General features: G+C 43.2%; 30 protein-coding genes. 9 read left to right on the plus strand and 21 right to left on the minus strand.

Features of this window, described 5'->3' with window-relative positions; translation table 11 throughout:
• Positions 1–318: 318 nt before the first annotated feature.
• Positions 319–1617 carry an esterase-like activity of phytase family protein gene (locus OKX00_RS20485; RefSeq protein ID WP_265408629.1) on the plus strand — a complete coding sequence of 433 codons (1299 nt, stop codon included), beginning with the start codon at positions 319–321 and terminating at the stop codon, positions 1615–1617.
• Positions 1618–1666: 49 nt separating this feature from the next.
• Entirely contained in the window at positions 1667–1990 is a 324-nt protein-coding gene (locus OKX00_RS20490) for a hypothetical protein (RefSeq protein ID WP_265408630.1), read from the plus strand.
• Here the strand turns inward: OKX00_RS20490 and OKX00_RS20495 are convergent.
• Positions 1973–3166 carry a class I SAM-dependent rRNA methyltransferase gene (locus OKX00_RS20495; RefSeq protein ID WP_265408631.1) on the minus strand — a complete coding sequence of 398 codons (1194 nt, stop codon included), beginning with the start codon at positions 3164–3166 and terminating at the stop codon, positions 1973–1975. The two genes, OKX00_RS20490 and OKX00_RS20495, sit on opposite strands and share 18 nt — an antisense overlap.
• Positions 3167–3283: 117 nt before the next feature.
• Here OKX00_RS20495 and OKX00_RS20500 point away from each other — a divergent pair, with 117 nt between their 5' ends.
• Positions 3284–3577 carry a nucleotide pyrophosphohydrolase gene (locus tag OKX00_RS20500; RefSeq protein WP_416054267.1) on the plus strand — a complete coding sequence of 98 codons (294 nt, stop codon included), beginning with the start codon at positions 3284–3286 and terminating at the stop codon, positions 3575–3577.
• 496 nt (positions 3578–4073) lie between these two features.
• Here OKX00_RS20500 and OKX00_RS20505 read toward each other — a convergent pair whose 3' ends face one another.
• From OKX00_RS20505 to OKX00_RS20575, 15 genes are all read right to left on the minus strand, one after another.
• The gene (locus tag OKX00_RS20505; protein WP_265408632.1) at positions 4074–4421 is read right to left on the minus strand and encodes a gas vesicle protein; all 348 of its coding nucleotides are present in this window, start codon (positions 4419–4421) and stop codon (positions 4074–4076) included.
• Between the two features lie 25 nt (positions 4422–4446).
• Positions 4447–4710: a gas vesicle protein K gene (locus OKX00_RS20510; protein ID WP_265408633.1), complete on the minus strand. Its 264-nt coding sequence runs from the start codon at positions 4708–4710 to the stop codon at positions 4447–4449.
• On the minus strand, positions 4688–4921 hold the full coding sequence (locus OKX00_RS20515) for a gas vesicle protein (RefSeq protein WP_265408634.1): 234 nt from the start codon (positions 4919–4921) through the stop codon (positions 4688–4690). The genes OKX00_RS20510 and OKX00_RS20515 overlap by 23 nt, the downstream gene beginning before the upstream one ends.
• Positions 4918–5745, minus strand: coding sequence for a GvpL/GvpF family gas vesicle protein (locus tag OKX00_RS20520; protein ID WP_265408635.1), 828 nt, complete (start codon positions 5743–5745; stop codon positions 4918–4920). The genes OKX00_RS20515 and OKX00_RS20520 overlap by 4 nt, the downstream gene beginning before the upstream one ends.
• A gap of 20 nt (positions 5746–5765) precedes the next feature.
• Positions 5766–6002: a gas vesicle protein GvpG gene (locus OKX00_RS20525; protein ID WP_265408636.1), complete on the minus strand. Its 237-nt coding sequence runs from the start codon at positions 6000–6002 to the stop codon at positions 5766–5768.
• A 2-nt stretch (positions 6003–6004) separates the two neighbouring features.
• Complete coding sequence (locus tag OKX00_RS20530; protein ID WP_265408637.1) at positions 6005–6757, minus strand: GvpL/GvpF family gas vesicle protein; 753 nt, start codon at positions 6755–6757, stop codon at positions 6005–6007.
• Positions 6754–7647, minus strand: a complete 894-nt coding sequence (gene gvpN, locus OKX00_RS20535) for a gas vesicle protein GvpN (RefSeq protein ID WP_265408638.1) — start codon at positions 7645–7647, stop codon at positions 6754–6756. The genes OKX00_RS20530 and gvpN overlap by 4 nt, the downstream gene beginning before the upstream one ends.
• Before the next feature lie 70 nt (positions 7648–7717).
• Complete coding sequence (gene gvpJ / locus OKX00_RS20540) at positions 7718–7954, minus strand: gas vesicle protein GvpJ (protein ID WP_265408639.1); 237 nt, start codon at positions 7952–7954, stop codon at positions 7718–7720.
• Between the two features lie 232 nt (positions 7955–8186).
• Positions 8187–8981, minus strand: coding sequence for a DUF2705 family protein (locus OKX00_RS20545; protein WP_265408640.1), 795 nt, complete (start codon positions 8979–8981; stop codon positions 8187–8189).
• Between the two features lie 25 nt (positions 8982–9006).
• Positions 9007–9804: an ABC transporter permease subunit gene (locus OKX00_RS20550; RefSeq protein WP_265408641.1), complete on the minus strand. Its 798-nt coding sequence runs from the start codon at positions 9802–9804 to the stop codon at positions 9007–9009.
• Positions 9801–10694 (minus strand): ABC transporter ATP-binding protein, encoded by an 894-nt coding sequence (locus OKX00_RS20555; protein ID WP_053355815.1) that lies wholly within the window; start codon positions 10692–10694, stop codon positions 9801–9803. The genes OKX00_RS20550 and OKX00_RS20555 overlap by 4 nt, the downstream gene beginning before the upstream one ends.
• A 16-nt stretch (positions 10695–10710) precedes the next feature.
• The gene (locus OKX00_RS20560) at positions 10711–11331 is read right to left on the minus strand and encodes a TetR/AcrR family transcriptional regulator (protein ID WP_265408642.1); all 621 of its coding nucleotides are present in this window, start codon (positions 11329–11331) and stop codon (positions 10711–10713) included.
• Between the two features lie 581 nt (positions 11332–11912).
• Entirely contained in the window at positions 11913–12620 is a 708-nt protein-coding gene (gene pssA, locus OKX00_RS20565; RefSeq protein WP_053355817.1) for a CDP-diacylglycerol--serine O-phosphatidyltransferase, read from the minus strand.
• A 103-nt stretch (positions 12621–12723) separates the two neighbouring features.
• Positions 12724–13143, minus strand: a complete 420-nt coding sequence (locus OKX00_RS20570; RefSeq protein WP_265408643.1) for a MarR family winged helix-turn-helix transcriptional regulator — start codon at positions 13141–13143, stop codon at positions 12724–12726.
• Positions 13144–13198: 55 nt separating this feature from the next.
• Positions 13199–13648, minus strand: coding sequence for a MarR family winged helix-turn-helix transcriptional regulator (locus OKX00_RS20575; protein ID WP_265408644.1), 450 nt, complete (start codon positions 13646–13648; stop codon positions 13199–13201).
• Between the two features lie 234 nt (positions 13649–13882).
• Here OKX00_RS20575 and OKX00_RS20580 point away from each other — a divergent pair, with 234 nt between their 5' ends.
• From OKX00_RS20580 to OKX00_RS20595, 4 genes are read left to right on the plus strand one after another with little or no spacing between them, the layout of a single operon-like run.
• Positions 13883–14521, plus strand: a complete 639-nt coding sequence (locus OKX00_RS20580; RefSeq protein ID WP_265408645.1) for a biotin/lipoyl-containing protein — start codon at positions 13883–13885, stop codon at positions 14519–14521.
• Positions 14522–14564: 43 nt separating this feature from the next.
• Positions 14565–16187, plus strand: coding sequence for a DHA2 family efflux MFS transporter permease subunit (locus tag OKX00_RS20585; RefSeq protein WP_053355821.1), 1623 nt, complete (start codon positions 14565–14567; stop codon positions 16185–16187).
• Between the two features lie 34 nt (positions 16188–16221).
• On the plus strand, positions 16222–16749 hold the full coding sequence (locus tag OKX00_RS20590) for an NAD(P)H-dependent oxidoreductase (RefSeq protein WP_062238815.1): 528 nt from the start codon (positions 16222–16224) through the stop codon (positions 16747–16749).
• A gap of 11 nt (positions 16750–16760) precedes the next feature.
• Complete coding sequence (locus OKX00_RS20595; RefSeq protein ID WP_265408646.1) at positions 16761–17162, plus strand: hypothetical protein; 402 nt, start codon at positions 16761–16763, stop codon at positions 17160–17162.
• Here OKX00_RS20595 and OKX00_RS20600 read toward each other — a convergent pair.
• From OKX00_RS20600 to menE, 3 genes are all read right to left on the minus strand, one after another.
• Positions 17136–17486, minus strand: a complete 351-nt coding sequence (locus OKX00_RS20600) for an IS3 family transposase (RefSeq protein WP_265410601.1) — start codon at positions 17484–17486, stop codon at positions 17136–17138. The two genes, OKX00_RS20595 and OKX00_RS20600, sit on opposite strands and share 27 nt — an antisense overlap.
• Before the next feature lie 47 nt (positions 17487–17533).
• A complete protein-coding gene (locus OKX00_RS20605; RefSeq protein ID WP_265408647.1) occupies positions 17534–17839 on the minus strand; it encodes a transposase in 306 nt (101 codons plus the stop codon).
• A 460-nt stretch (positions 17840–18299) separates the two neighbouring features.
• Positions 18300–19859, minus strand: coding sequence for an o-succinylbenzoate--CoA ligase (menE, locus tag OKX00_RS20610; RefSeq protein ID WP_265408648.1), 1560 nt, complete (start codon positions 19857–19859; stop codon positions 18300–18302).
• A gap of 258 nt (positions 19860–20117) precedes the next feature.
• Here menE and OKX00_RS20615 point away from each other — a divergent pair, with 258 nt between their 5' ends.
• A complete protein-coding gene (locus OKX00_RS20615; protein ID WP_265408649.1) occupies positions 20118–22280 on the plus strand; it encodes an SH3 domain-containing protein in 2163 nt (720 codons plus the stop codon).
• 43 nt (positions 22281–22323) lie between these two features.
• Here the strand turns inward: OKX00_RS20615 and OKX00_RS20620 are convergent, their stop codons facing one another.
• Positions 22324–22926 carry a YiiX/YebB-like N1pC/P60 family cysteine hydrolase gene (locus OKX00_RS20620; RefSeq protein WP_053355826.1) on the minus strand — a complete coding sequence of 201 codons (603 nt, stop codon included), beginning with the start codon at positions 22924–22926 and terminating at the stop codon, positions 22324–22326.
• Between the two features lie 217 nt (positions 22927–23143).
• Here OKX00_RS20620 and OKX00_RS20625 point away from each other — a divergent pair, with 217 nt between their 5' ends.
• Positions 23144–23509, plus strand: coding sequence for a hypothetical protein (locus tag OKX00_RS20625; RefSeq protein ID WP_265408650.1), 366 nt, complete (start codon positions 23144–23146; stop codon positions 23507–23509).
• 183 nt (positions 23510–23692) lie between these two features.
• Here OKX00_RS20625 and OKX00_RS20630 read toward each other — a convergent pair whose 3' ends face one another.
• A complete protein-coding gene (locus OKX00_RS20630; protein WP_265408651.1) occupies positions 23693–24658 on the minus strand; it encodes a PDR/VanB family oxidoreductase in 966 nt (321 codons plus the stop codon).
• Between the last annotated feature and the right edge of the window lie 6 nt (positions 24659–24664).

The following is a 24664-nucleotide window of genomic DNA, read 5'->3' on the forward strand; positions in this document are numbered from 1 at the left end:
TTCGCTGTGGTATAACCTATCCGGTTTTTCGAAGCGCTTACAGAAGAATCCTTTTAACAGGAGACAGGTTCGCTGTTCCTTGCCAAATGATTCCCCAACTTTACGTTAGCGGAATATTCAAATTTTTCAATCTTAATAGTAATGGAATTAAATGGGTCAGTCAAGTGTCCATATAAAAATTATGTCAGTTTTTTACCATGCCATGATCAATGGCATACTTTTTTTGCAAAGTGAAAAAAATTTATCAAATCAACTTATAATACAGTTTTAATTGCCCATTATAAGAAAGAAAATTAACAAAAGAAAAAGGTGTCCAGGATGAAAAAATTTATGTTTCTTAAAGTTGTTGTAATCTCGATCATATGCATAGCAATATTCGCATGCTCCAGGCCATCTACCAATAAGCAGCAAGAGGGCAATAAAGAAAAGAAGAGTACTTCGACCCCTTCTGTTAAACTTATTGGAAAATATCCTTTAGAAAATCCGCCAAAGTTATCTAAAGGGATCCATGCGGCTATGGGATCTTCTCTCCTGCATTTGCCAGGTGATCCTGATAACATTTTTTATTCTTCGTCCGACCGGGGCCCCAATGGAAAATTGACCGTAAATAGTGAAGAACGGAGAACCTTCCCAATACCAATGTATACTCCTGCAGTGTATAAAATTGAAATTTCTAAAGGGAAAATGAAAATATTAGAACAAATTAAATTAAAGTTACCAAAAGGATCAGATCCAGTAACGGGAAACTCCTTTATTACAGGTTTGCCTAATTTCAAAAAATCTGATGAAGCACCATATGATGCGAAAGGAAAAAGTGTTTTCTCATATGATCCCTATGGCTTAGATACTGAAGGGCTTGCTTACAATCCTACAGATAAAACGTTTTGGTTAAGTGATGAATACCGGCCAAGTCTGGTCCAGATAAAAAAAGATGGTACCCTTGTAAAACGGTTAATACCGTCTGGGATGGAGTCTAAATTTAAAAACGCACCTCTGATTCCTATAAAAGCGAGTTTGCCAATTGTTCTAACAAAGCGCATGGAAAATAAAGGATTCGAAAGCGTGACGATTACTCCAGATGGACGTTATCTTTTCACGATGACACAAAGTGCACTGTCAAACCCTGGTGAAAATTCGAGAGTAGTTCGGATTCTAAAAATAAATTTAAAAAATTCAAAGGTAATAGCAGGATATGCATACATTACTGCTAATGGACAAAGGTTGGGATTTGAGCAAAAAGATATTGGAGTCTCTGATCTTTATGCTATTAATGAACATAATCTGCTTGTCGACGAAAGAGATTCAGAAATAGGAAAAAAAGCGAAATTAAAGAAAATATATAAAATAAATGTTCAAGGTGCAACAAACATCTTAGGCAAGGACAAACATAAAGGAAAAACGCTCGAACAAATGAACGCAAAAGATTTAAAAGCCGCGGGAATTAAAACGGTTGCTAAGGAGGAAGTATTGAATCTTTTAAATTACGATTATCCTTATGAAAAAGCTGAGGGTATTTCGTTAGTTCAGGGCAAAAAATTGGCTGTCATTAATGACAACGACTTTGGAATGGAAGATCCGAATAGTAAAACAGAACTTTGGCTGTTCCGTTTACCCTGAAAAAACACCGTAATCTAGAAAAGGGGCTGTCCTAGAAGTCTGGAAGCCGTTGATTTCCGTTTCAGGCCGCTCGCTTTTACCGGCGCGAGCTCCTACTTTCGTGGGGCGTGCGGTGAGCCTTACCGGCGTGAACGCCTACTTTTTGGCGCAAGCGCCTGCGGGAGTCTCACCTGTCACGCTAGTCCCGCAGGACAAGGAACGCTGCGGTAGCGGTGCATCGCACGAAGATAATGTGATTTTCATTTTCGAGGATCTCGCACCTTCCACTATAATCAACTTTTCATTGAAGATTTTTTGCGCGAAAAAGGAGCTGCCTGAAGGTCAATTTTTGACTTTCAGGACAGCCCCTTTTATATTATGGCAGTTTTTTTAGAATAACGACTTTAAGATAATCTCCTTCTTTAAACTCTTTAATCGTCTTAAAGTCTTCAGGCAGACTGTGTTCTTCAAGGATTTTATACTTGCTTCCAGTCTGGCGGAACGCTTTTTCAATAAAGCCTTTGAACTTGCTCATGCCAAACGTGCTGCAGTTGGACGAAGCGACGATCACACCATTCTTTTCGGTGATGGCAATGGCCTGTTCCAGCAGAGCCGGATAATCTTTCCCTGCGCTGAACGTATGTTTCTTGGATCGCGCAAAGCTCGGCGGATCAAGGATCACCAGATCAAACAGCAGCTTTTTTCTAACCGCATATTTGAAATAGTTAAATACGTCCTCGACGATGATGTCTTGTGACTCGTAATCGATTCCGTTGATGCTGAACTGTTCCTGCGTCTTGCTTCGGCTTCGGTTGGCCAGATCCACGCTCGTCGTTTTCACGGCTCCTCCTAATGCGGCTGCCACAGAAAAAGCACCGGTATACGAAAATGTGTTCAATACTCTTTTGCCTTCTGAATACTTGTCCCGGATGGCTTTCCGGACTTCTCGTTGATCCAGGAAAACACCGACCATCGCACTTTCATTTAAGTATGTAGCAAAATGAATGCCGTTTTCCTGAACGATGAGCGGAAACTGAGCCCGTTCTCCTTCGATGAAGTCATCGTCCTCAATGTACGTTCCTTTTTCAGCAAACCGCTTCTTCTCATAGATTCCTTTAAAATCAGTCAGATTTCTAAGCGACTGCAGAACAAATTCTTTAAATTGATAAATGCCCTCGCTGTACCAGTTGATGACGTAGTAGCCGTCAAAATAATCCATCGTTACACCGCCGATGCCGTCACCTTCACCGTTAAACACCCTGAATGCTGTGGTCAGCGGATTATCAAACAACCTCTGCCGGCTTTCGATGGCCGCCTTTATTTTCTTTTCGAAAAAATCCTGGTCGATATTTTCCTGCGGCTTGCGGGTTAAAATCCATCCCAGTCCTTTATTCTGCTTGCCATAATAGCCTTTGCCGATAAATTTGCCGCTTTCATCAATAACCTCAATGATTGTTCCTTCTGCCAGACCTTTGTCCACGTAAGAGACGGCATCGCTTACGATCAGGGGCGATCCTCCTTTGATGCTCTTATCGGAAGATTTTATTTTTACACGAGCTGTACTCATCATTCCACCCAATTCATTGATCAAATTTTATCAAATCATTATATTTCTTCTTCACGTTCTGTCATTATAATACTTATCGTAAAAGAAATCATTAATACCTATAAAGGAGCCAACGATATCATGCAGCATTTAATAGATGAAATCCGAAAATTCCGGGACGAACGAAATTGGGGCCCTCATCATAATCCAAAAGACCTTGCCCTTTCTATTTCACTGGAGGCGGCTGAACTGCTGGAAAACTTTCAGTGGAAACAAAGCCAGGAAGCGGTTGATGAGAACCTGGAAAACATTAAAGATGAATTGGCTGACGTAATCATCTACTCCCTTCAGCTGGCGGACAGGCTTGATGTGGATGTAAACGAGATTGTACGTAACAAGATGGAGAAGAACGCGGTAAAGTATCCAGTAAAATAAACACTCATGGGTAATCTCCAAGACTGCCGCCGTAAGAACCAAAAGTGACAGGAAGGGCTGGAGCCAACGGCAGATAATAAGCCCGAGGGATCTCGGGCTCTTGGCCAATGCAATAACTCCGTTTCAACTGCCGCCGCCAGTTGGAGTTTGCTCACATTGATAACAAAACATTTTTTTCATCCCTTTTTAAAAATTTGTTTTTGTTTTTTATAATTTGGTCTTAATCTAAACAGTTTTTATACGTTTTGATTGCTTAGGGGAAACTTCGAGATTACAAATTAATACTATCGCTTAAAAGAGTTGATAACTGTGATTCACAAGGTGAAAGAATAAGACTCTTTAACCCTTCTTGAACCTCTTTCACTCATCAATATATAAAAAAGCCCATATAGGGCTTCCTACTAAATTTCCATCGGATTCTTTATTTTACTGTTTGCGTTTTTTCATAAAAATAAAAAACCGAAACATAGATGTGGTCTATGTTTCGGGAACAGATTCATCCCTGATCCAGATCCTTATCATTTTTCCCGCTATCCACTGGCAGCGAAACAGGCCGCTTCTCCTCTACCAGCTTCTCCAGGCGGTTAATCCTCTCCTCTAATAAAACTTTCTCCTGTTCTGCCATCAGTCCTTTGGAGGAATAGTAAGGATCCTTCTCCCACCAATCCATGCCAATCTCTTTGGCTTTATCGACAGAGGCGACGAGCAGACGGATTTTTATGGTCAACAGATCTACATCTGCCAGCGATATTTTAATATCACCAGCGATGACAACCCCTTTGTCCAAAATCTTTTCTAATACTTCCAGCAGATTTCCTGATTGTACCGGTTGTTGAACGGGCATGGTCATTCTCTCCTGTCCGCAGTTTTCATAGCAATCTTCCCAAGGGTCCCAATTCAATATTCAATTCCTCATGCTCTAAACCGAAGATGACCTTTAACTCAAGCATCTTTTCCTCGAGCCTCATTAAGGTCAATCCCAGCTCTTCTAACTGATCATCAGACAGTAAACCGCTATCTACTTTACGCATCGCCTGCCGCTCCATTAGCTGGCGAAGAAGCTCTATGACCGTCAGCACCAGCTTAGCCAGACCTTGCTCAACATTGGTTTTATCCAGAGGTAACCGTTCCACCGGCAACTGCCTCCTCTACAATCTTACGGCTATGGTTTTCAAAGGCACTTTCTATCGATGAAATAAGCAGCTTCAAATCGACGATAATGAGATCAATATTGGCAATCGAAATCAATATCTCTCCCCTTACGACCACTCCTGTATCAATGATGCCATCCAATAAATCCAGCAGAGTGATCTCTTTGTTTTCAAACGGGGAAAATTGCTTCATGACTCTGTTGCTTTCATCATCTTGGAAAAGTGATAAGGCGGCCATGGACCTGTTACATGAAACAGGCACCCTTTTTCCTTCATCTGTTCCTCTATCTCTTCAATCTTTTGAAAGAATTCGCCCGCTTTCTCCTTTTCAATGAGAAAATCACAATTTGCTGTCATTTCCTCATCGATCTCAGTCATCTCTGTTTTCCAGTTCTGCCGGACAAGTTGATCGCAAACGAAAGGCTCGAGCTGTTTCGTCACTTTAAACCAAAGCTGGGCTTGCTCTCTTTCCAGTTCACTTTCAACCAAATGCACCAGCCGTTTTTTCATTAAAAACTGTTTCCCCTTCGGCATAGAGGCCATTTGATTTTCCAGCTCTTTTACCGCAGGGTTTTTGAGTGCTACAAAAGACCGCAACCGGTCAAAACTGCAGAACATTTTAACATTCCATTCTTGTTTACCTCTCAGCTTCTTCAGTTTTTGAAGGATTACATCATGCTGATTCATAAGTAAAATTTGCAGGTTTTTATCCTGTTCAAAAATCGTGCAGAATGACATTGGCAAAATAGTGAATTGCTGCTGAACTGCGGCGATGGATTCGTGATGATGAAATGCTTTTTCCTTCAGCCACTCAGGGTCCTTCACGTGAAGATCGATCTGTTCCTGGCAAAAGGTTTCCCTATCCACTTCTGTCAGGACAGCAGCTAGATCTTCATACACTTTGATCTGTATCGCTTGGCCGCCGATTCCCTCCGCAAAGGAAAGGTTGGCTTCAAGAACATCTGAAGCTGCCGAAATGCCATACACGTAGAGCAATTTTGTTTTTGTCTGTGCCACTCATGCTCCTCCTCACACCTCTACTCTAAACCCAGTTTTTCACGTTCCTTAGCGATCTTGTAACGTGCCAGCAATTCCTGTTCCCTTTCGATATAAGATTCCTCGTCGATCTCTTCCATCTCAAACATCGTATGGAGCTGCACGAGCTGCTGCTGAAGATAGGGAATGCTGTAGAGCTCCTGATCCACTTCTTCCTGTATTTTTTCCCCAAGCTTGATGATCGACCGGATTGGAAGCGTAAATAGCTTATGAAACATGGCTATCCCTCGATTCGAAGACGTATGTTTACAAAATTATATGCCGGCCAAGGGCCTGTGTATTTAAAGTCCGCTTTGTCTTTCCATGTCTCATACAGATCGTTAACTTTCTGGTCAAACGCTGCCTCGATATTTTTATCAATTAAAAAGGCAGCATTTAAAAAGACTTTTCCGGGAATGGTATCATTCTGCTTGCCGGCAGCTGCAAGTTCCAACAGCGGGAGATAAATTTCTTTCTCCACTTGTTCCTGCAGCGAAAGGATAAAAAGCTGCGCTCGTTCTCCCAGTTGAATACGGTCATAGAAGGCGGCAGGGTTGGAAATATCCTTGGATGCCCCTTTCCACTCATTCAGTATGGGATCTTTTTTCATTTCAGCGTCAATCCATTCTTTCTTGGGAATCACCTTTAATCCAACCTCAATCTTGTGATTCAGGTGAGAGAATAAATCGGTAAATTCTTTGCATAAATGCTTGGTGATGTAGAGAACATCCTGCTCCGAATGAAACACATTGCCAAAACTCATCGGAATCAGGCTGTATTGCTTCATTACCTCTGAAATCATGTGCTGATGCGCAAACAAATTATGGCGGTCAGGGAGCACTTCCCCGTTGACCTTTGATACGACCATCGCAATGTCTTCATGATGAATGGTGTAGACTTCGGATTCTTGGCCATTTAATGTGACGCGTCCGAATGGCTTTTTTTCTTTTTCCTCGATGGCACAAAAAACGTAGATCCCATTTTCTGTACTCAATGAATTTCATCCTCTCTTAGCATCTCTTGCAGAATTAGCTCCTGGACTGTCCTTTCTTCTTCATCAGGAAAAAATAGCTTTACATGATGAAGAAGGATATCCAGACAAAGCTGCTGATACATCACGTTGTTTGGACAGATCTCTATGCCTGCTTTTTTCGCGATCGATGCAATCATGAGTGATGCCCGCAAACTGGGTATATGTCCTTTGCCATAAATACGCATCCGGCTAACCAGTTTGATGACAGTAGCTGCTTCTTTTTCGGTGGCTCCTGTCCGGTGCTGAATAATGGCTGCTTCTGTTTTTTCATCGCATGCATTCAAACGAATCGTGATTAATCGGTCCATTAAAGCATCCTGTGTATGAAACGTTCCGGTGTATTCCTCCGGATTGCTTGTAAAAATGACGGAAAAGTCCGGATGGCACGGAATCGCCGTTACCTTTCCGTTTCCATAGACAGGAAGAACCCTCTCCTCCAGAAGAGATAAAAATATATTATTCGTTTCCGGGCGCGAACGTGTAAATTCATCATAAATGACAACATGTCCCTTTTTAACCGCTTCAATCAGCTGTCCATTGATCCAGATCGGTTTCACCTCTTGTTCCTTCTTGTACACAGAATGGATATAGTTATCAACCACTTGTTTTTTCGATACACCTACATACTGGCCGATCAGGTCCTGGTTGGACATTTCATGATGGCCCCGGATGACGGTCACGGGTCTATTTAATTGTTTGGCGACATAAAAGGCAAGGCTTGTCTTGCCAACACCCGACGGGCCGACAAAGTGAACCGGATAACCTGTCCGTAAATATAAGACCGTTCTTGAGACGATCTCGTTAAAAAAAGCCGTGTTTACAAACGGATCTTGAACTTCTTTTTTAGTCATCAATGCAGCTTCCTTTCTTCTGTAAAATAAAAGCCAAGGCGAAAAGATGCCTTGGCCTTTCAAGAAGCTATTACAGCGGCGCAGGCTCACTGTCTTCTTCTTCTTTTGGTTGAAGAAGCCCCACTGCTTCCGCATACCGCAGCCAGGTATCTACGCTCGCAATAACAATACGGGCATCGATTGTCAGCAGCTCAATTCCCACTAAAGAAACACGAGCCCATATATCAATGACCACACCCTTATCCAAAATACGGTCAATAACCTCAGCTAAGCTAGAAGAGTCTACACTCTTTTGAATGGCAGCCATGCAATCCCCTCCTTCCATTGGTTGCAGTCAAGGGGAGTCTCTTTAGCTTATTCTGTATTTTTTTATCTGGTGACAGCCCCCTTGTCAACCAGCGTCCTTCACCAAGAGGCGAAGTATAATAGTATATGATTGCTAGAGTTGATTGGAATGGACAAGCGTTTACTAGAATAAAAGATTTTTCCCCAAAAAATAGAGGCCTCCGTTTTCAGGAGCCTCTTAAACTGTTTTTCATTTAATTTCTCAAATCCCTCTTCTGGTACGATACGTAAGTCAGGAAAACCCCCGCCGCAATAAGCACAACTGACAGTGCGACAAACACACCATCAAATCCGCTATTCCCTATCAGGTTCTTCGCCTCAAAGTATTTAAACGGCGTAATGTATTTAAGAGCTTCCAGCTTGTCGTTCAGTTCAATGACGATGGACAGAATATACGTGATGAGAAGGAAGCCTGTAGCAATGGATGAAGCCAACTTCGGCCGTTTGCTGACCGATGCGATGGCCATTCCGATCGCTAAGAATAAGAGCTGCAGCAAAAACAATCCAGCCATCAATTTCCCAATCTCACTTGTATTTGCTGTGGAGTCATAGTGCATCACCATCGCAACCGAAAAAACATAGGTCACGAGATTGAAGATCACAAGCAGTACAATGGATGCTGCAAGCTTCGATGATATAATTTGTGTTCGGGATACTGGTTTGACCATCAGAAACTCTGACGTCTTGTCACGCTCTTCTTTTGCGATAATATTGGCGCCGAGCATGACGGCATGGATAGTCGCCATCAAGACAAGATACGAAAACAGCATGCCGTAAAATCCCATGGAGGTTGATAAATCCAGTGAGCTTAACCCAAATATGGCCTGAAGCGATTTAGGCATCGCAGCAAAAATCTCGTTCACAGACTGACCGGAACTTTTCATGGTCCCATACTTGCTCATTCCTGAAACCACCATAAAGAGAATGCCGACGCACCACCAAATCATGGACTTCCGGCTGTATTTCAACTCTCTCCAAAAGATGTTCATCGTTTATCACCTCTTCCTTATCCTGCTAGGCCGCATGGATGTCCTTTTTCGTAAACAGCACATAACTGGCCGCGATCGCCACCATGACGACGGCAGCTCCAATACTGATATAAACCGGCTCATAAGAGGAATACTTCATAATATATGACAGATCAAAATATTTAAACGGTGTAATATAGCGAATCGCTTTATCCCCTATGACAGAGCCGAACATGCTGAGGATAAAGAAAGCAAAGACCGTACCTAGCGAGAGCGGCAGTACTGATCTGATCCTTGAAAAAGCTGAGGATACGAGAAAACCAAGCGACGCAAACACGAGCTGTACAAAAAAGTTTGCCGCTGACATAAAGAAGAAAGTTTTTTCGTTAAAATCTGCTGTTGCTACTGCAAACGCCATACCGTATGAAACGGCAATAAAAATGACATTCGTGAAAATTAACGTACAAAGTACAGCCAGCAGCTTTGCGGTGATGATCTGCGCTCTCGTCACTGGCTTCGTGAGAATAAACTCTGCTGTCTTCCCGCTGACTTCCTTGGATAAAATCCCGGTTCCAAGGTTCATCGCCTGAATGGCACCGCACAGCATCACATATAAAAAGAAATACGAGTAAAATCCAAGGAGTGACGTGATCGTGTTGATCTGAACGCCTAACGCCTTCAACACACCTTCCGGATAATTTTGAAGGACCTTAATAAACTGATCTCCATCTTTTTCAACCGCTGGGTAGATCGAGAAAAACAGCACCGTGACTGCAGCTAGCGCAAATGCCCAGATCAGCATGGACTTACAATTCACCTTAAGCTCATGCAAGAAGATATTCACTTTGAACCATCCTCCTTCTCATAATAATGAAGAAAGATTTCCTCAAGGTCTGGCTCATCCACCCAAACGTTCGACAGTTCAATTTCCGCAAGCTTTTTCATGATCAAGTTAATGTTGCCACTGTATAAGAAGCTGATCTTATGATCATCACTCTCAATGTTGGTGACGCCATCCACTGCAAACCATCCAGCATCCACCGGCTGTTTTGTCTCAATTCTAATCTTCTTATGGTTGTTTTCCTGAAGGGTGCTGATCTTCTCAACCGTAATGAGCTTTCCTTCTTTAATGATGGCAACCCGGTCACACATCTTCTGCACTTCACTCAGGATGTGGGAGGAAAACAGAATGGTCGCTCCCTTTTTATTCTCCTCTTTCAAGAGATCAAAGAACTTTTGCTGCATTAATGGATCCAGTCCCCCGGTCGGTTCGTCCAGAATGATCAGCTTCGGTTCATGAAGTAAGCCTTGAACAATCCCAACCTTTTTCCGATTTCCGTAGGACAAGTCATCAATTCGTTTATTAAGATCTAAATCCATGATTTCTGCGAGTTCATGAATCCGTTTCTTGCAGTCTTTTTTATAGAAGCTGGCTGAATAGTTCAGCAGGTCCTTCACTTTCATTTTGTCGTAGTAGAACACCTCTGAAGGCAGATACCCGATCTGCTTTTTGATCTCCGGCCCGTACTTAATGACGTCTTTTCCGAAAATCGCAGCGCTTCCACTCGTTGGATAAATGATGGACAGCAGCGTGCGGAGCGTTGTGGATTTACCGGCACCGTTCGGACCGATGAAGCCAAAGATCTCCCCTTCTTCCACATGAAAGCTGATGTCTTCGATTCCCCTGGCATTGCCATATCTTTTCGTTAAATTTTTAATCTCAATCACATTCATGGCTGCAGCCTCCTGTTCATTTATAAAAAGCTTTCTTAAACATTTCAATGTAAGCAGCTGCTTCAGCAAACACCTCGTCATAATCAACCTCAAGATCTTGGAGTTTCGCTTTGGCCAGAATTTCTTCACTGAGCCCTTCAAATGCCCACAGCATACTTTTTATGACCTTTGAGAGATCCAAGTCATCACGGAACTTCGAGGTGTCAATTCCATCAAAAAGCCAAGTGGAACTGCTGGCCGTAAAGGTTTTAATCCTGCTTTGAAAGTCGCTTCGAATTTGGTCTGACTCTTCCAGCATCGCTTTCTCAAAGAAACGAAAGATGTCAGGATAGGTATGAAGCAGCTCCATCTTAATAAGCGTCATGTCGTGAAGCCTTTTGAAAAAATCCGTTTCCTCCATGACTACCTTTTTATAAAAGTCTTCCATGACCACCTCGAAACAGTGATCAAATAAGAAAAGATACAAGGTCTTTTTGTTCTTGAAATAGTGAAACAGCAGTCCTTTGGATATGCCGGCCTCCTTCACAATTTCATTGGTGGATGCATTGTCATAGCCCTTTTGCACGTAAACCTTGATGGCAGCATTTAAAATTTTAATTTGTTTCTCATCTTCCAGATTGTAAAATTTCGAAAACACAGGCAGCACTTCTTTCGTAATTTATAACGTTATATAGTCGCGTTGACCAATTCGGTCAATCACAGTATATGCACATTGACCAGTGTGGTCAACCACAACTTTTCGACAAAATTCAGCTGTTTGAACCTTATGGTTGGCAAGCAGTGAAGTGTTTTTAAGGATTGGTATGAGTTTTGCCTGTTTTGGGATTCTTTTTTGGCAGAAAATAAATGATGTTGAGTAAATAATGGTTTTCTGGCTTGTCTGAGGGGTTTGATCGGAGTAATTTTGGTTTATTTACAGATCTGGTGCTAAAATCCTGAGATATTATGGAACATGGAAGCCCAGTCAACTTTCTTATTATCGATAATCCTGATTTATTATCGAAAAACTCAATTTATTATCGAAAAACTGATTTTATTATCGAAATCCGTGTTTTATTATCGAACCGTTTATACACGACTCTGTTCGACATTTTTTGACACATTCATTTCCCACCATCCACCAAAGCCGATACACACAGCACGCACACCAGCAAGCAAGCACGCAGCACACAACAAAAAACACCCATCCTTCACTAAAAAGGATGGGCGCTCTCAACATCATCTCCCGCGCTTCCACCTCGGAAGCTTCGGTTCTTTGACACGGATGAACCGGATGATGATGAACAGGATATAGATGGCCAGTGCAACGTAGAAGAACACCGGCACTTTTTCAAACCTTGCTTTTGCTAAGAGGTAGAACATGTAGAACAAAAACAGAGTGACGATCACACCGTTTTTAGGCAGTTTGATGTTTTTGAAGCTTGGTATTTTAATCGTGCTGACCATGAGAACGGCCAGCCCGTAAAAGGCGATGATGAAGACCCCCAACGGAATTACTTTTACAAACAGCACGAGAAAGGTAACGATCGCTCCAGCCAGTGTGATTGGGATCCCTGTAAAGTGTTTCAGTGACTCTTCCTGAGCGGTCACGTTGAAACGGGCCAAACGGTAGGCACCGAACACAGGAAAAATGCCGGACATCGCCACACCGTATATATAATGAAAGTCTGCAAAGTAGGTGTGAGCGGCCAAAAAGGCAGGTGCGACACCGAAAGAAACGACATCGGCAAGGGAATCCAGTTCCTTCCCCATCTCATTGGTTACGCCAAGAATTCTTGCCACCCTGCCGTCAACCGCATCAAGCATGATTGCGATAAAGATCAGGATCGTGGCGTTCTTGCTGTCGCCATCTATTATATAGCCGATGGAAAAAAAGCCGCAATATAAATTTCCAAGTGTAAGCAGATTGGGTATATGCTTTTTCATTGAACACGTCCTTTGTATGTAAACTATACACTTTAATACTAATGCATTTTAGGAAATTTACAATTGCTTTTCCTATTTATAGGGGTTTTTTCCCAGTGTTTCTTCACGTTTTTATTTTATTCAATAACTTGATAAACATTTCTATTTCTTCTTCTGAAAGTTCACTGAACGTTTCTTCATAGAAATCCTGCAGCACATCATCCATTTTATCCGCCAGTTGCTCTCCTTTTGGCGTGATCGACAAATAAACGATTCTGCGGTCCTGTTCACTATGCTTGCGTGTGACCAGACCGCGATTGATCAACTTATCGCTCGTTACGGAAATATGGCTGTTCGTCACTTGCAGCTGATCAGCGATTTCCGATACCATCTGGTCACCTTGGCAGTGAAGAACCTTTAGTGCCGCATATTCATTCAGCGGAATAAAATCCTTTAGCAAAGGATGAAAACATGCCCGGATTTTCTTTGTTTGGTTTCTATAGTTTGTCACGAGATCCTTAACAAGAGTTTCTCTATTTTTCATAACGATTCTCCTTGCTTGCAGCGCAGGAAATGATGATGCAATAGATTGGCATACATCAAACTTTGGCTTTAATTCCAGCTTCTATTTTTTTTAACAATCGAATGTATTCATCTTGCTCTTCCTTTGACAGTGTTGAAAGCATCTCTGCCCAGAAGTGATTTCGCTTTTCTACAATAGCAGAAATCAACGATTCACCCGTTTCCGATAATACGATCCAGACCACTCTCCGATCCTTCTCATCCCGCATACGAGAGATCAGCTGTTCTTCCTCCAGCTGGTTTAAGAGTGTCGTTGTGGCTCCTGAAGTCATTCCCATCGTGTTCGAAATATCCACAACCATGCATCTGCGTTTCTGAAACAGCATCTTTAATACCGCATACTTGGAGGCCGTTAAACTATACGGAAATTCCTTTATTTGATTTTCAATAAACGCTCTTCGCAATTGAAAGAACGTATCCTTAATGTGGTCCAGCAGCTCGATCTGAGCTTGTAATTGTCGGTCCATGACTGATCCCCTCTGGGTTATTGCATTACATCATGATAGTATCATTAACCCAATAAAATTTAAAATTCATTTTTATTGTGCCTTTCAACCTTTTTGTGGTAAAGTGTTTATTTATAAAATACCTTTATCATAAAGTATCTTTTCTAAAAAGTAAATCTTCCACAAAGGTATCAATCATTAACAGTTAGCTATGGTCTACAGTTAATAATATTAATAATTAAGGAGGGCAACTAAATGTCTAGAGGTCGTCTACTCATGACCAACATCATCGCATTTCTAGTAGTAATCGTTTTAATTGCAGGAGGAGCGTATTACTATTTCCAAAACAACAACTACGTTTCGACGGACAATGCAAAGGTAACAGGTGAACTTCACAACATCACTGCTCCAACGGATGGAAAACTTTCAGATTGGAACTTGGAAGAAGGCAAGAAGGTAACAAAGGATGATAAAATCGGAAAAATTTCCGGTGGTGAAAAATCCATGTCCATCACAACTCCTGCCGATGGAACCATCATTAAAAAACAAGCCAACAATGACCAAATGGTGCAAGCTGGCCAAACACTGGCAAGTGAAGTCAACATGGATAAACTATACGTGATCGCCAACATTAAAGAAGATGAATTGAAAGATATCGAAGAGGGTGACCAAGTTGACGTTACTGTAGATGGTGATGATGAAACCACTCTTGATGGAAATGTGGAAAAAATCGGTTTTGCTACTAACTCTTTATTCTCTTTAATGCCTAAATCCAACGATGACAGCAACTACACAAAAGTAACGCAAACTGTACCTGTTAAAATTTCAATCACGAACTCATCTGATAAAGTATTGCCAGGTATGAACGCAGAAGTAAAAATTTCTAAAAACTAATCCATCATTAGAACTGCACTTCCTAAGAAAGGAGGAAGAATAAATGTCAAGCGAATTTCAACAGCCTCAAGGCTCACACGATATCAAAAGATACATTCCTTTATTAGTCATACTCATGATCGGATTATTCCTTGCCATCCTGAACCAGACACTGCTGAACGTGGCTATTCCCCACTTGATCACAGAATTCGGAGTTTCTGCCAATACAGCTCAATGGTTATTGACAGGCTACATGCTGGTCAACGGTGCGCTCATTCCGCTATCGCCTTTTCTGATTGAACGGTTCGCGGTCCGCCGCCTCTTTTTGTTTGCCATGTTCTGCTTTACGCTGGGTTCATTGATCTGCGGGCTTTCAACGGGATTTCCTGTCATGCTAGTCGGGCGTTTGATCCAGGCCGTTGGCGGCGGTGTATTAGCACCTCTTGTCATGACCATCATCATCTTTATATTCCCTCCGGAAATCCGGGGTAAGGGGATGGGGATCTTTGGTCTCGCCATGATGTTTGCTCCGGCGGTCGGTCCTACGCTTTCTGGCTTTGTCGTGCAAAACTATGACTGGCATCTTCTCTTTACCGGAATGGTGCCGCTGGGCGTCATCGTATTAATCTTTGCCTTTTTCAGCCTGAAAGACATTCAGCCGCCGAAAAAGGTTAAGGTTGATGGCCTTTCCGTCTTTACGTCTCTTGCCGGTATGTCGCTGCTTCTATATGGGTTCAGTGAAGCAGGAAATGACGGCTGGGATGATGCGGTTGTTCTTTCAACCATGATTGCAGGGGCTGTCCTGCTCATGATTTTCACCATCAGACAGCTTCGTATTGAAAAGCCGCTGCTCGACATGCGGATTTTCAACTATGGAATCTTTTCATTAGCAAGCGTTATTAACGTTGTTTTGACGATCAGTCTGTTTTCCGGGATGTTCTTGCTTCCGATCTATCTGCAGACGATCCGGGGATATTCACCGCTTGATTCCGGACTGCTGTTGCTGCCAGGAGCTTTGATCATGCTGGTCATGTCACCTGTTTCAGGTACACTGTTTGATAAATTGGGGCCTCGTCCGCTTGCCATTTTCGGTATGGCGATCACAACGATAACGACGTATTTCTTTACAAGGCTGACAATGGATACCCCCTACACATTCATCGTGGTTCTCTATATGTTCCGTATGTTTGGGATGTCCTTCTTGATGATGCCGATCATGACAGCCGGCCTTAACCAGCTGCCGAAGCACTTGAGCAGCCATGGCACGTCCATGTCCAACACGCTTCGCCAAGTATCAGGCTCGATCGGTATCAGCTTGATCACGACCATCTTTACGAACCGAACAACGTTCCATATGAATGAGATGGAAGGAGCCATGAATACGGCCGATCCATTCTTTATGACTTCATTCCATGACTTTGTTCAAAAGGTAGCGGTCAGTCTTCATCTTCCTGTATCACAGGCCCAGCAGCAAGCAGTTCAAATCCTTTTCGGTAAAGCGAGCCAGCAGTCCAGCATCAACGGCATTAACGATGCCTTCATCATAGCAACCGTTATTTCCGCCATTGGTCTCGTATTGAGCTTATTTCTCCGTGATGTCCGAAAAGACAAGGTTAGAGAAGCGGCTGCACCAGTACCTCAGAAAGAGGAAGTACTGCTGTTGCCAGCGCCAAAGAATGTATCCTAACACCCTACTCTATAAAAATCTGGAGGAATGTTTCATGAATATATGTATTGTCTACGATAGTGAAGGCGGCCATACAAAGGCACTTGCCGAATCCATCGCAGCTGGAGCACAGCAAGTGAACGGCGCAAATGTCTATCTGCAGCATGTAGATGAAGCAGATGTTTACTCCCTTCCTAAGATGGATGCGATCATCTGGGGATGCCCAGGACATTTCGGCACCATCAGCTCAGGGCTAAAAAGCTGGATCGACAAGCTCGGCTATCTATGGGCAGAAGGAAAACTAATCAACAAAGTGGGGGCTGTGTTCTGTACAACAGCTACAACTCACGGCGGTTTAGAAGCAACTCTTCTTAACCTCATTACTCCAATGCTTCACCAAGGTATGATCATCGCAGGACTTCCAGGTAATGTCCCGGAAAACGCCCTGTATGGATCTTACTACGGAGTGGGAATAACTTGTCCGATTGAAGGGAATGAACTCATTACCGAGGACGACCAGGCTCTTGGACGCGCATTGGGAGAGCGTGTAGCTCTTGTTGCACAGCAATTTACAGAACGGTAGGTGATGGAAAAATGATCGGCATATTACTTATTGTAGTCGCCGTGATTTTAATTGCAGTCTTAATTGTTATTAATACGAGGGCTTTTGCCGCTAAAGGCAAGGCGAATACAGCGGATGAAAACATGCAGTCTCCGGTTGCGGAAAAACCGATACAGGAGCCTGTACAAGAAGAAATAGCTGCCGCTGCCCAGGAAAATCACGAGAATATGGCTCCACCATCACCAGCAATAGAAGAGAACGTACCAGAGAAAGACCCGAATGCTATGAGTGACACGGAGTACCGTCATGCTCTGCAGCGGTTAAAAACACCTGCTAAGCCTGCCGTACCGGCAGAGGCTCCAGAAAAGCATTCGATGAAAGATAACGATTACCGCAACGCATTGAAATCAATGAATAAAAAACGCGATAACTAACAGGGGAAAAGGGGCTGTCATGAAAGTCGAAAATTGACCTTCAGGCAGCTCGTGGTCTGATTCGGTCGTCACCATAAAAGCCTCTAATGGAGTGGCTTTTAGTTCCATCTCTTTCATCCAGCGGCCGACTGTTTTTTGAGAAACTTGATAGCCCCAATCCAAGAGATCCTGGTAGACTCTTGGGCTACCGTAGGTCCCCAAGCTTTCATGGAACGACTGGCAGATCTTCTGCTTCATTTCCTGCTTATACGCTTCCTTTTGTGGATTTTTTGGACAAAGCCATTTGTAATACCCACTGACTGACACCTGGAGGACCTTGCACATCTTCACAATCGTATACTCATCGCGATGATCATAGATGAAGGCATACTTTACTCGGGCTTTTTCGTGAAGATGTGCATAGCTTTTTTTAAGATTTCATTCTCGACTTCCATGTCGCGTAACTTTTTCTCATAGTCTTGTTTGATTTTCTTCAGTTCAGTAGGCGTAACATAGCCTTCATCTGGAGCTTCACTTTTCTTTTTTTCCTTGTAAAGCTTCACCCATCTGGAGATCGAGGATACCGTAAGGTCCAGTTCATAGGCCATATCCGTAATCCGCCGGCCCTCCTCCACGACTAGTTTCGCCACATATTCTTTGTACTCTTTTGTGTGATGTTTTTTACCCAATAAGAACACGTCCTTTATTTGAAATCAGTTAACTGAATTATAACGTGATTCTCATTTTGACGTGTCTACTTTTAAGACTAACCCTACTAACCCTAATTACTTGCAAAAATACTGACTTTACTTGCAATAATCCACCATTTACTTGCGAGAAGGCCGACTTTACTTGCGAGAATCTACCATATACTTGCAAAACACCTCATTTTCATAAAAAAGTCAGCCCACTGCCTCATTTCACCATACAAAAATAGAAACCTGTGCCGCCATAAGGCGATACAGGTTTTACTTTTTTCTTCTTTCCTTCCGTATACGTGGTCAAGCCAAATTTGAAGTACTGCGTCTGCTCGCAAAGCACTATTTTAAAAAACTTCCCGCTGTAGACAAAAAAAACGGCAAATCGGTGTCATCAGCCGCGGTGATGTCAGCCAAAAAATCCAGCAGGCCCTTCTACCGCAGCTCTAACGGCTTCTTTTTATTTTGCAGAGATGTTCGTATACTTTTCACGCAGCAGGAATTTTTGGATCTTGCCGCTCGCGTTTCTTGGCATTTCATCGACAAAGATAAATTTCCTCGGCCGCTTGTAGTCTGCCAGCTTATGGCTGTTTCTGCAGAATTCATCAAGCGCATCTTCGGTCAGCTCTCCTGCTTTTTTCACGATGACGGCCGTCACCCGCTCTCCCCACTTTTCATCCGGCTCTCCCAGCACAGCGACATCAAGAACCCCTTCATGCTCGTATAAAAGGTCTTCCACCTCACGCGGGTAGATGTTTTCTCCACCACTGATGATCATATCGTCCATCCGGTCAGAAACGAAAAGGTATCCTTCCTCATCCATATAGCCGATATCCCCGCTATGGTACCAGCCTTTATGTACAGCTTGATCTGTCGCCTCTTCCCGGTTGTAGTACCCTTTCATCATACTCGGCCCCTTGACGATGATCTCTCCAGCCTCTCCCGGCGGAAGAATGTCTTCCGGATCAGACGGCCCTTGAGTTCCCGGGCGCACGACACGAATTTCATGGTTAAAGCAGGCTTTACCCGCCGAACCTGCTTTAGCCTCCTGTTCGTCTTCAAACAAAAAGGCGATAGCCGGTCCCATCTCCGTCATGCCATACGCTTGTACAAGCTTAATGCCCAGCTTTTCACCAAGTGCCCGCACAAGAACCGGTGCCATCGATGCCCCGCCATAAAGCCCAAATCTCATGGAAGAGGTCTCGTATTGCGACAGATCTTCCTGCAGCATCATATTCCACATGGTAGGCGCTGCAAACATGACGGAAATTTTCTCGTCCTGAATCGTTTGGAGAACTTCTTTTGCATCAAAATGGTGCATGATCACTGTCGTACATCCATTATGAACACGCGGCAAAAAAGCGCAGTGCAGTTCAGCACAGTGGAACATCGGGGCTGCTGTCAGCCCTCTGTCAGATGGTCTCAGCTGCAGCGCCTGCATGCAGGTCAAACTTTGCTCGATCATGTCTCTGTGGCGGTGCATCACGCCCTTCGGCTGTCCGGTCGTCCCGCTCGTATACATGATGGCGTACAAGTCGTTTTCATCCAACTCAACATTCGGCGCCTGGGCTGGAGCTTCTTGAACCCGATTGTGAAAACGGACTGCCTGATCCGGAACCTTCTCGCTGACCGACCAGAAGGAGACGAGCGGAAACTCATCAAACAGAACCTTCACCTGCTGCTCCAGATCCTTTTCATAAATAAAAAGGACAGGCTTGGAATCGTTGAGTATGTACGAGACTTCACCTGACTTTAACCGAAAGTTGATGGGATTGATGACCGCGCCTATTTTTGCACAAGCGAAGTAAACCGTTGCAAATTCACTTGTGTTGTACATGAAAACAGAAACAACATCCCCCTTCCTTACCCCGGCTGCCAGAAACGCCTGTGCCGTGCGGTTTACATACTGATCCCATTCTCCGTACGTCCACCTTTGGCTCCGGGATAGATCGACCAGCGCCTCTTTACCTGGATACTTTCTTACCGTCTGCTCAAATAACCTTCCAATCGTCGGATACATTCATTCTTCCTCCCATTATTTTTAGAGTAGAATCGAGCAATGCCATCACAAAAGTTGTAAGAGCCCCTATTTCCTGTTAGGTACTATTTCCCCAGGATTATTAGAATCCCTTGTTATTAAACTACTGAAATAGAACTATTTTATCGCATTGTTAACTAAATGTAATAAAACAATTCAGACCATTTGCCGATACACATCTATGAATCAAACATTGTGAAACGTTTTGATTATAAAAAATGATGTGCAGAGGAGATTGAGATGAAAAAGCTAGCAATTTCGGGGTTATGTTTTGCCGTACTAACCACAGCCTCTTTATACCAGAGTATACATGCCAATCCCGTCTCCGCTCAGGAGTTAAAAACAAAGTATGTGAATGTCAGTGCAAACTCAAGCTTGAACTTGCGTAAAAGCGCAACGACAAAGTCTGCCATTATCGGCAAACTCGTAAAAGGCAACAAAGTAATCGTCTATTCCGAAAGCAAGGGATGGACAAGACTGAAGTACAACGGAAAATATGGCTATGTCAGTACGAAATATCTGATTTCCAAATCTTCAGCCAAAACAACAGTAAGTGCCGTCAAACCAAAAACGGCCATTAAATTTGTAAAAGTGAGCCAGGGCACATTGAATATGCGAAAGAGCGCTTCTTCAAAGGCCGCGGTCATCGCCAAATTAGCCAAAGGAACAAAGGTTACATTCTATTCCGAATCCAAAGGCTGGGCTAAAATTACAGCCAGCGGTAAAACCGGTTATGTCACTTCAACCTATTTGTCTACAACCAAACCGGCAGCACCAGCAGCAGCTAAACCGAAAACCGTTACGAAATATGTTATGGTGAAATCAGGAGACACTCTCAATTTGAGAAAAAGTGCTTCTGCCAAAGCAACGGTCGTAACCAAGCTAAAGAACGGCTTGGCGGTTACGGTCTATACCGAGTCGAAAGGATGGGCTAAAATCAAAGCCAGCGGCAAAGACGGGTATGTCAGCTCCGTGTATCTTTCTGCCAAAAAGCCGGCAGTCAGTGCACCAAAACCGGCTGCCCCAAAGACTACAATTAAATATGTAAAGGTAAATTCCGATACACTTAATCTGAGAAAAAGCCCTTCTGGCGATGCAGCTATCATTACCAAACTCGTGAACGGACTGCAAGTAACGGTTTATTCCGAATCCAAAGGCTGGTCCAAGATCAAGGCCAACAATAAGGACGGATATGTAAATTCAAGCTATCTCTCTGCGACAAAGCCAGTGGCCAGCAAGCCGGCAGAACCAGTAAAGACTGTCATTAAGTTTGTAAAGGTTGGCGTGAATTCCAGCCTTAATATGCGTTCAGGTCCGGCCACTACCTATTCTGTCCTTGCCATACTGGCGCACAACACACCGGTTACCGTTCAATCGGAGACCAAAGGCTGGTCCAAAGTGACAGCAAGCGGAAATACCGGATATGTCAGCTCCTCCTACCTTGTGGATCAAGCAGAAGCAGCACCTGGGATTACGAATACAGCCTACGGAAAGACACTGGATGAGATGGTTGCCATCCAAATGAAGGTGAACCCGCAGACCGATAAAAAGTACAATACGTATATCCGCGAAGATGCTGTTGATCTGACGAGCAGTACATCCGGAATTGTTGATGGAACCGGCTGGCGCGTCAGAGGCGGTGCCGGTGATCAGTACTGGGCAGTAGGCAGTGTCAGCAATGGGGACATCCTTCAGATCGTAAACACTGTAAAAGGTGCTGACGGCTACAACTGGTATCAAGTGGTCTACAATAAAAAGTGGGTCAATGCGAGTCCTGATGACGTGAAATATTATCTGGACGTTAACAATTTTAAGGGCGATGCAGTAAAGTCTTTTCAATTTTTAAAGCTCTCTCAAAGTGCAAGTGTTCTTAACAGTGAAGTCAATGATCGAATTCTTGCCGGCAAAGGTATTCTTGCAGGAAAGGCAGATGCGTTCATTGAGGCAGGGAAAGCCTATGGAGTAAATGAAATCTATCTGATTTCCCATGCTCTTCTTGAAACTGGCAACGGCACTTCCAAGCTGGCAAATGGAATCCTTTATAATGGCGAGAACGGTGCCAAGATGGTGTACAACATGTATGGAATTGGAGCGATTGACAGCGACCCTATAAACATGGGTGCAAAACGCGCCTATGAAGAAGGCTGGTTTACCCCTGAAGCTGCCATTATTGGGGGAGCTCAGTTTATATCGAACGATTATATCCAAGCAGGACAGGATACGCTCTATAAAATGAGATGGAATCCGTTAGCTGCTTCACTAACAGGCAAAGCCACTCATCAATATGCAAGCGATATCGGCTGGGCTTCCAAACAGACGACCCAGATGTACAATCTTTACAAACTGCTTTCATCCTATAAACTTATATTGGATATTCCTGCTTATAATACAATAAGCAAATAAAAATAAGAAAAAGCAGACTTGTTGTCTGCTTTTTCTTATTTTCTTAATTCCAGTTGATTTTTTTCACCGTAGAAAATCCATTGTGCTTTTGTAATTCTGTGTCCACATAAAAATACGGTTTTACTATGGATGGCCTAACATAAATGTACCTTGAAGTCCCTTGATTCCACATTTTCATTTGGTAATCAACACCTGCTCCATAGTAGTAAGCCTGCCAAACTATTTCAGAACAATAAAGATATTTTCTATTTGTAGGATCAGTAGAAACCTTGTATGTACTGTTTTTATATTTGGCACCTGTTTTCCAGTAATTATCATAAGCGTTCTTCGCTGCTTTTCCTGCTACAGTAGTACTTTTATGCCGGACTACTTTGGTTGTATCATAGTGATCCAGCCATTTGCTGATACTCCAAACGTAAGGCTTTTTGTTGTTGCTGGTACTTGTAAAAAGTACATTCTTTCCGTCAGGCAGCACAATTCCAGCATGTCCTACCAGTTTGTAGGAACTATACGATTTTGTGATCAGTACATCGCCAGGCTTGTAATCAAAACCTTTAACTTTTGCAGCTTCTGCCGAACTCGGTCCATAAGCAAGAAACATTGAAAATAATAAAGCTGAAACCAAAATTGACTTAACTAGTTTCATAGAATTCTCCTCCTTTGTTAATAAACACAAGTCATATTATTCCATAAATTCCTTTTGTTTGAATGGGATATATTAACTCTTTTTATTCATTATACATGGTAAGAATTCCTTAAATCGATTTCCAACCCTATTGGGCATCCCATACTGATGCTTAAAAGAAGCCCTAAAGTCTTTCTCCAAAAATAAGGGGTGATACACACCCTACCAAAACAATAACATGAACAAACAGAAAAAAAGGGGCTGTCCAAGAAGTCTGATAGCTGTTGATCTCCGCTCCAGGCTGCTCGCTTTCAGCGGGGCGTGCGGTGAGCCTTACCGGCGTGAACGCTACTTTTTGGCGCAAGCGCCTGCGGGAGTCTCACCTGTCACGCTAGTCCCGCAGGACAAGGAAGGCTCCGGCAGCTTTTTATCGCACGAAGAAAATGTGAAGTTCATTTTCGAGGAGTCTCGCACCTTGCACTCCAATCAACTTTTCATTGAAGATTTTTCACGTCAAAGGAGCTGCCTGAAGGTCAATTTTCGACTTTCAGGACAGCCCCCTTATAAATTGTTGAGATTACTTCTATCATTTCTCAAATCGTAAGATAAGGAAAAGGAGAATCATAATAAAAGCCAGAGCAACACGCAGTTTTTGAGCGTTCGTCTACTTTTTAAACCAATCGTACCGTTTCCGCTTCATCTTTATAGATCCAATAATCAATGAATGTCATGACGACCACGCCCAAACTGTTTCCGAAAACAGCCACTCGAATTACTCTCTTTTTTGTTACTCGATCTCTAACACCAGCTCACGTGATTTTGCCCTCGATACACATGCTAAGATTGTATCATTCGTACCCTTCTCCTCTTCTGTCAGAAAAGAGTCGCAATGATCAACCTCCCCCTTTTTAACTTTGATCTCACACGTACCACAGCGTCCTGCCCGGCAAGAATACGGAGTATTAATTCCATTCTCATGAAGAGCATCAAGCAAGGTCTGGTTTTCCGCTACCTGCAGGATCGTTCCGTTAGTCAGTTTTACGTGAAAAACGTTTTGAACATTTGATTTAAGAGGGGTAAACCGTTCAACATGAATATTGGAAGATGGATAGCCTAATTGTGCTGCTGCATCAGTGAATTCAGTAATAAAAGAATCCGGTCCGCAAAAGTACACATGGGTTCCGATAGGATGCTGAGCGAGAGTATCTGTAGTCAGCCTTTCTCCCAACGGTTCACGGGAAAAATAGAAGCTGCACTGTTCAGGATAAGTTTTTTTCAGGAAAGAATAAAACGCGCAGGCGTCTTTGGTCTTGGCGGTATAGTGCAATACGAAGGGAACATTTTTCCCTTTCAATTCTTCCATCATGCTTAAAAAGGGAGTAATTCCGATCCCTGCAGCATAAAACACATGAAGCTTTGCTTTAAAGCTCAAAGGAAAATGATTTTTCGGGTAACTGATGTACAGCATGTCTCCTTCTATTACTCCATGGTGCATAAAAGCGGAGCCTCCATTTGAATCTTCGTTAAGCGCCACAGCAATCTCATAATGTCCTCTTTTGCGTGTATGTCCGGTTAAAGAATAGTGGCGATGTATTGCTCCTTTCTCTGTTTCTATAAAAATACCGATATGCGAACCTCCGCTATATGGCGGAAGCGGCCGGCCGTCAAGCGAAGCCAGCTCAAAGTGTTTCACTTTGAGAGTTTCTTGATGGATAGCTGTTACCGTAACAGGAAGCATGTTTTCTTGCAGCATCACCGT

The organism is Fictibacillus sp. KU28468 (assembly GCF_026153615.1).
In the GTDB taxonomy this organism is placed as follows: Bacteria; Bacillota; Bacilli; order Bacillales; family Fictibacillaceae; genus Fictibacillus_C; species Fictibacillus_C marinisediminis.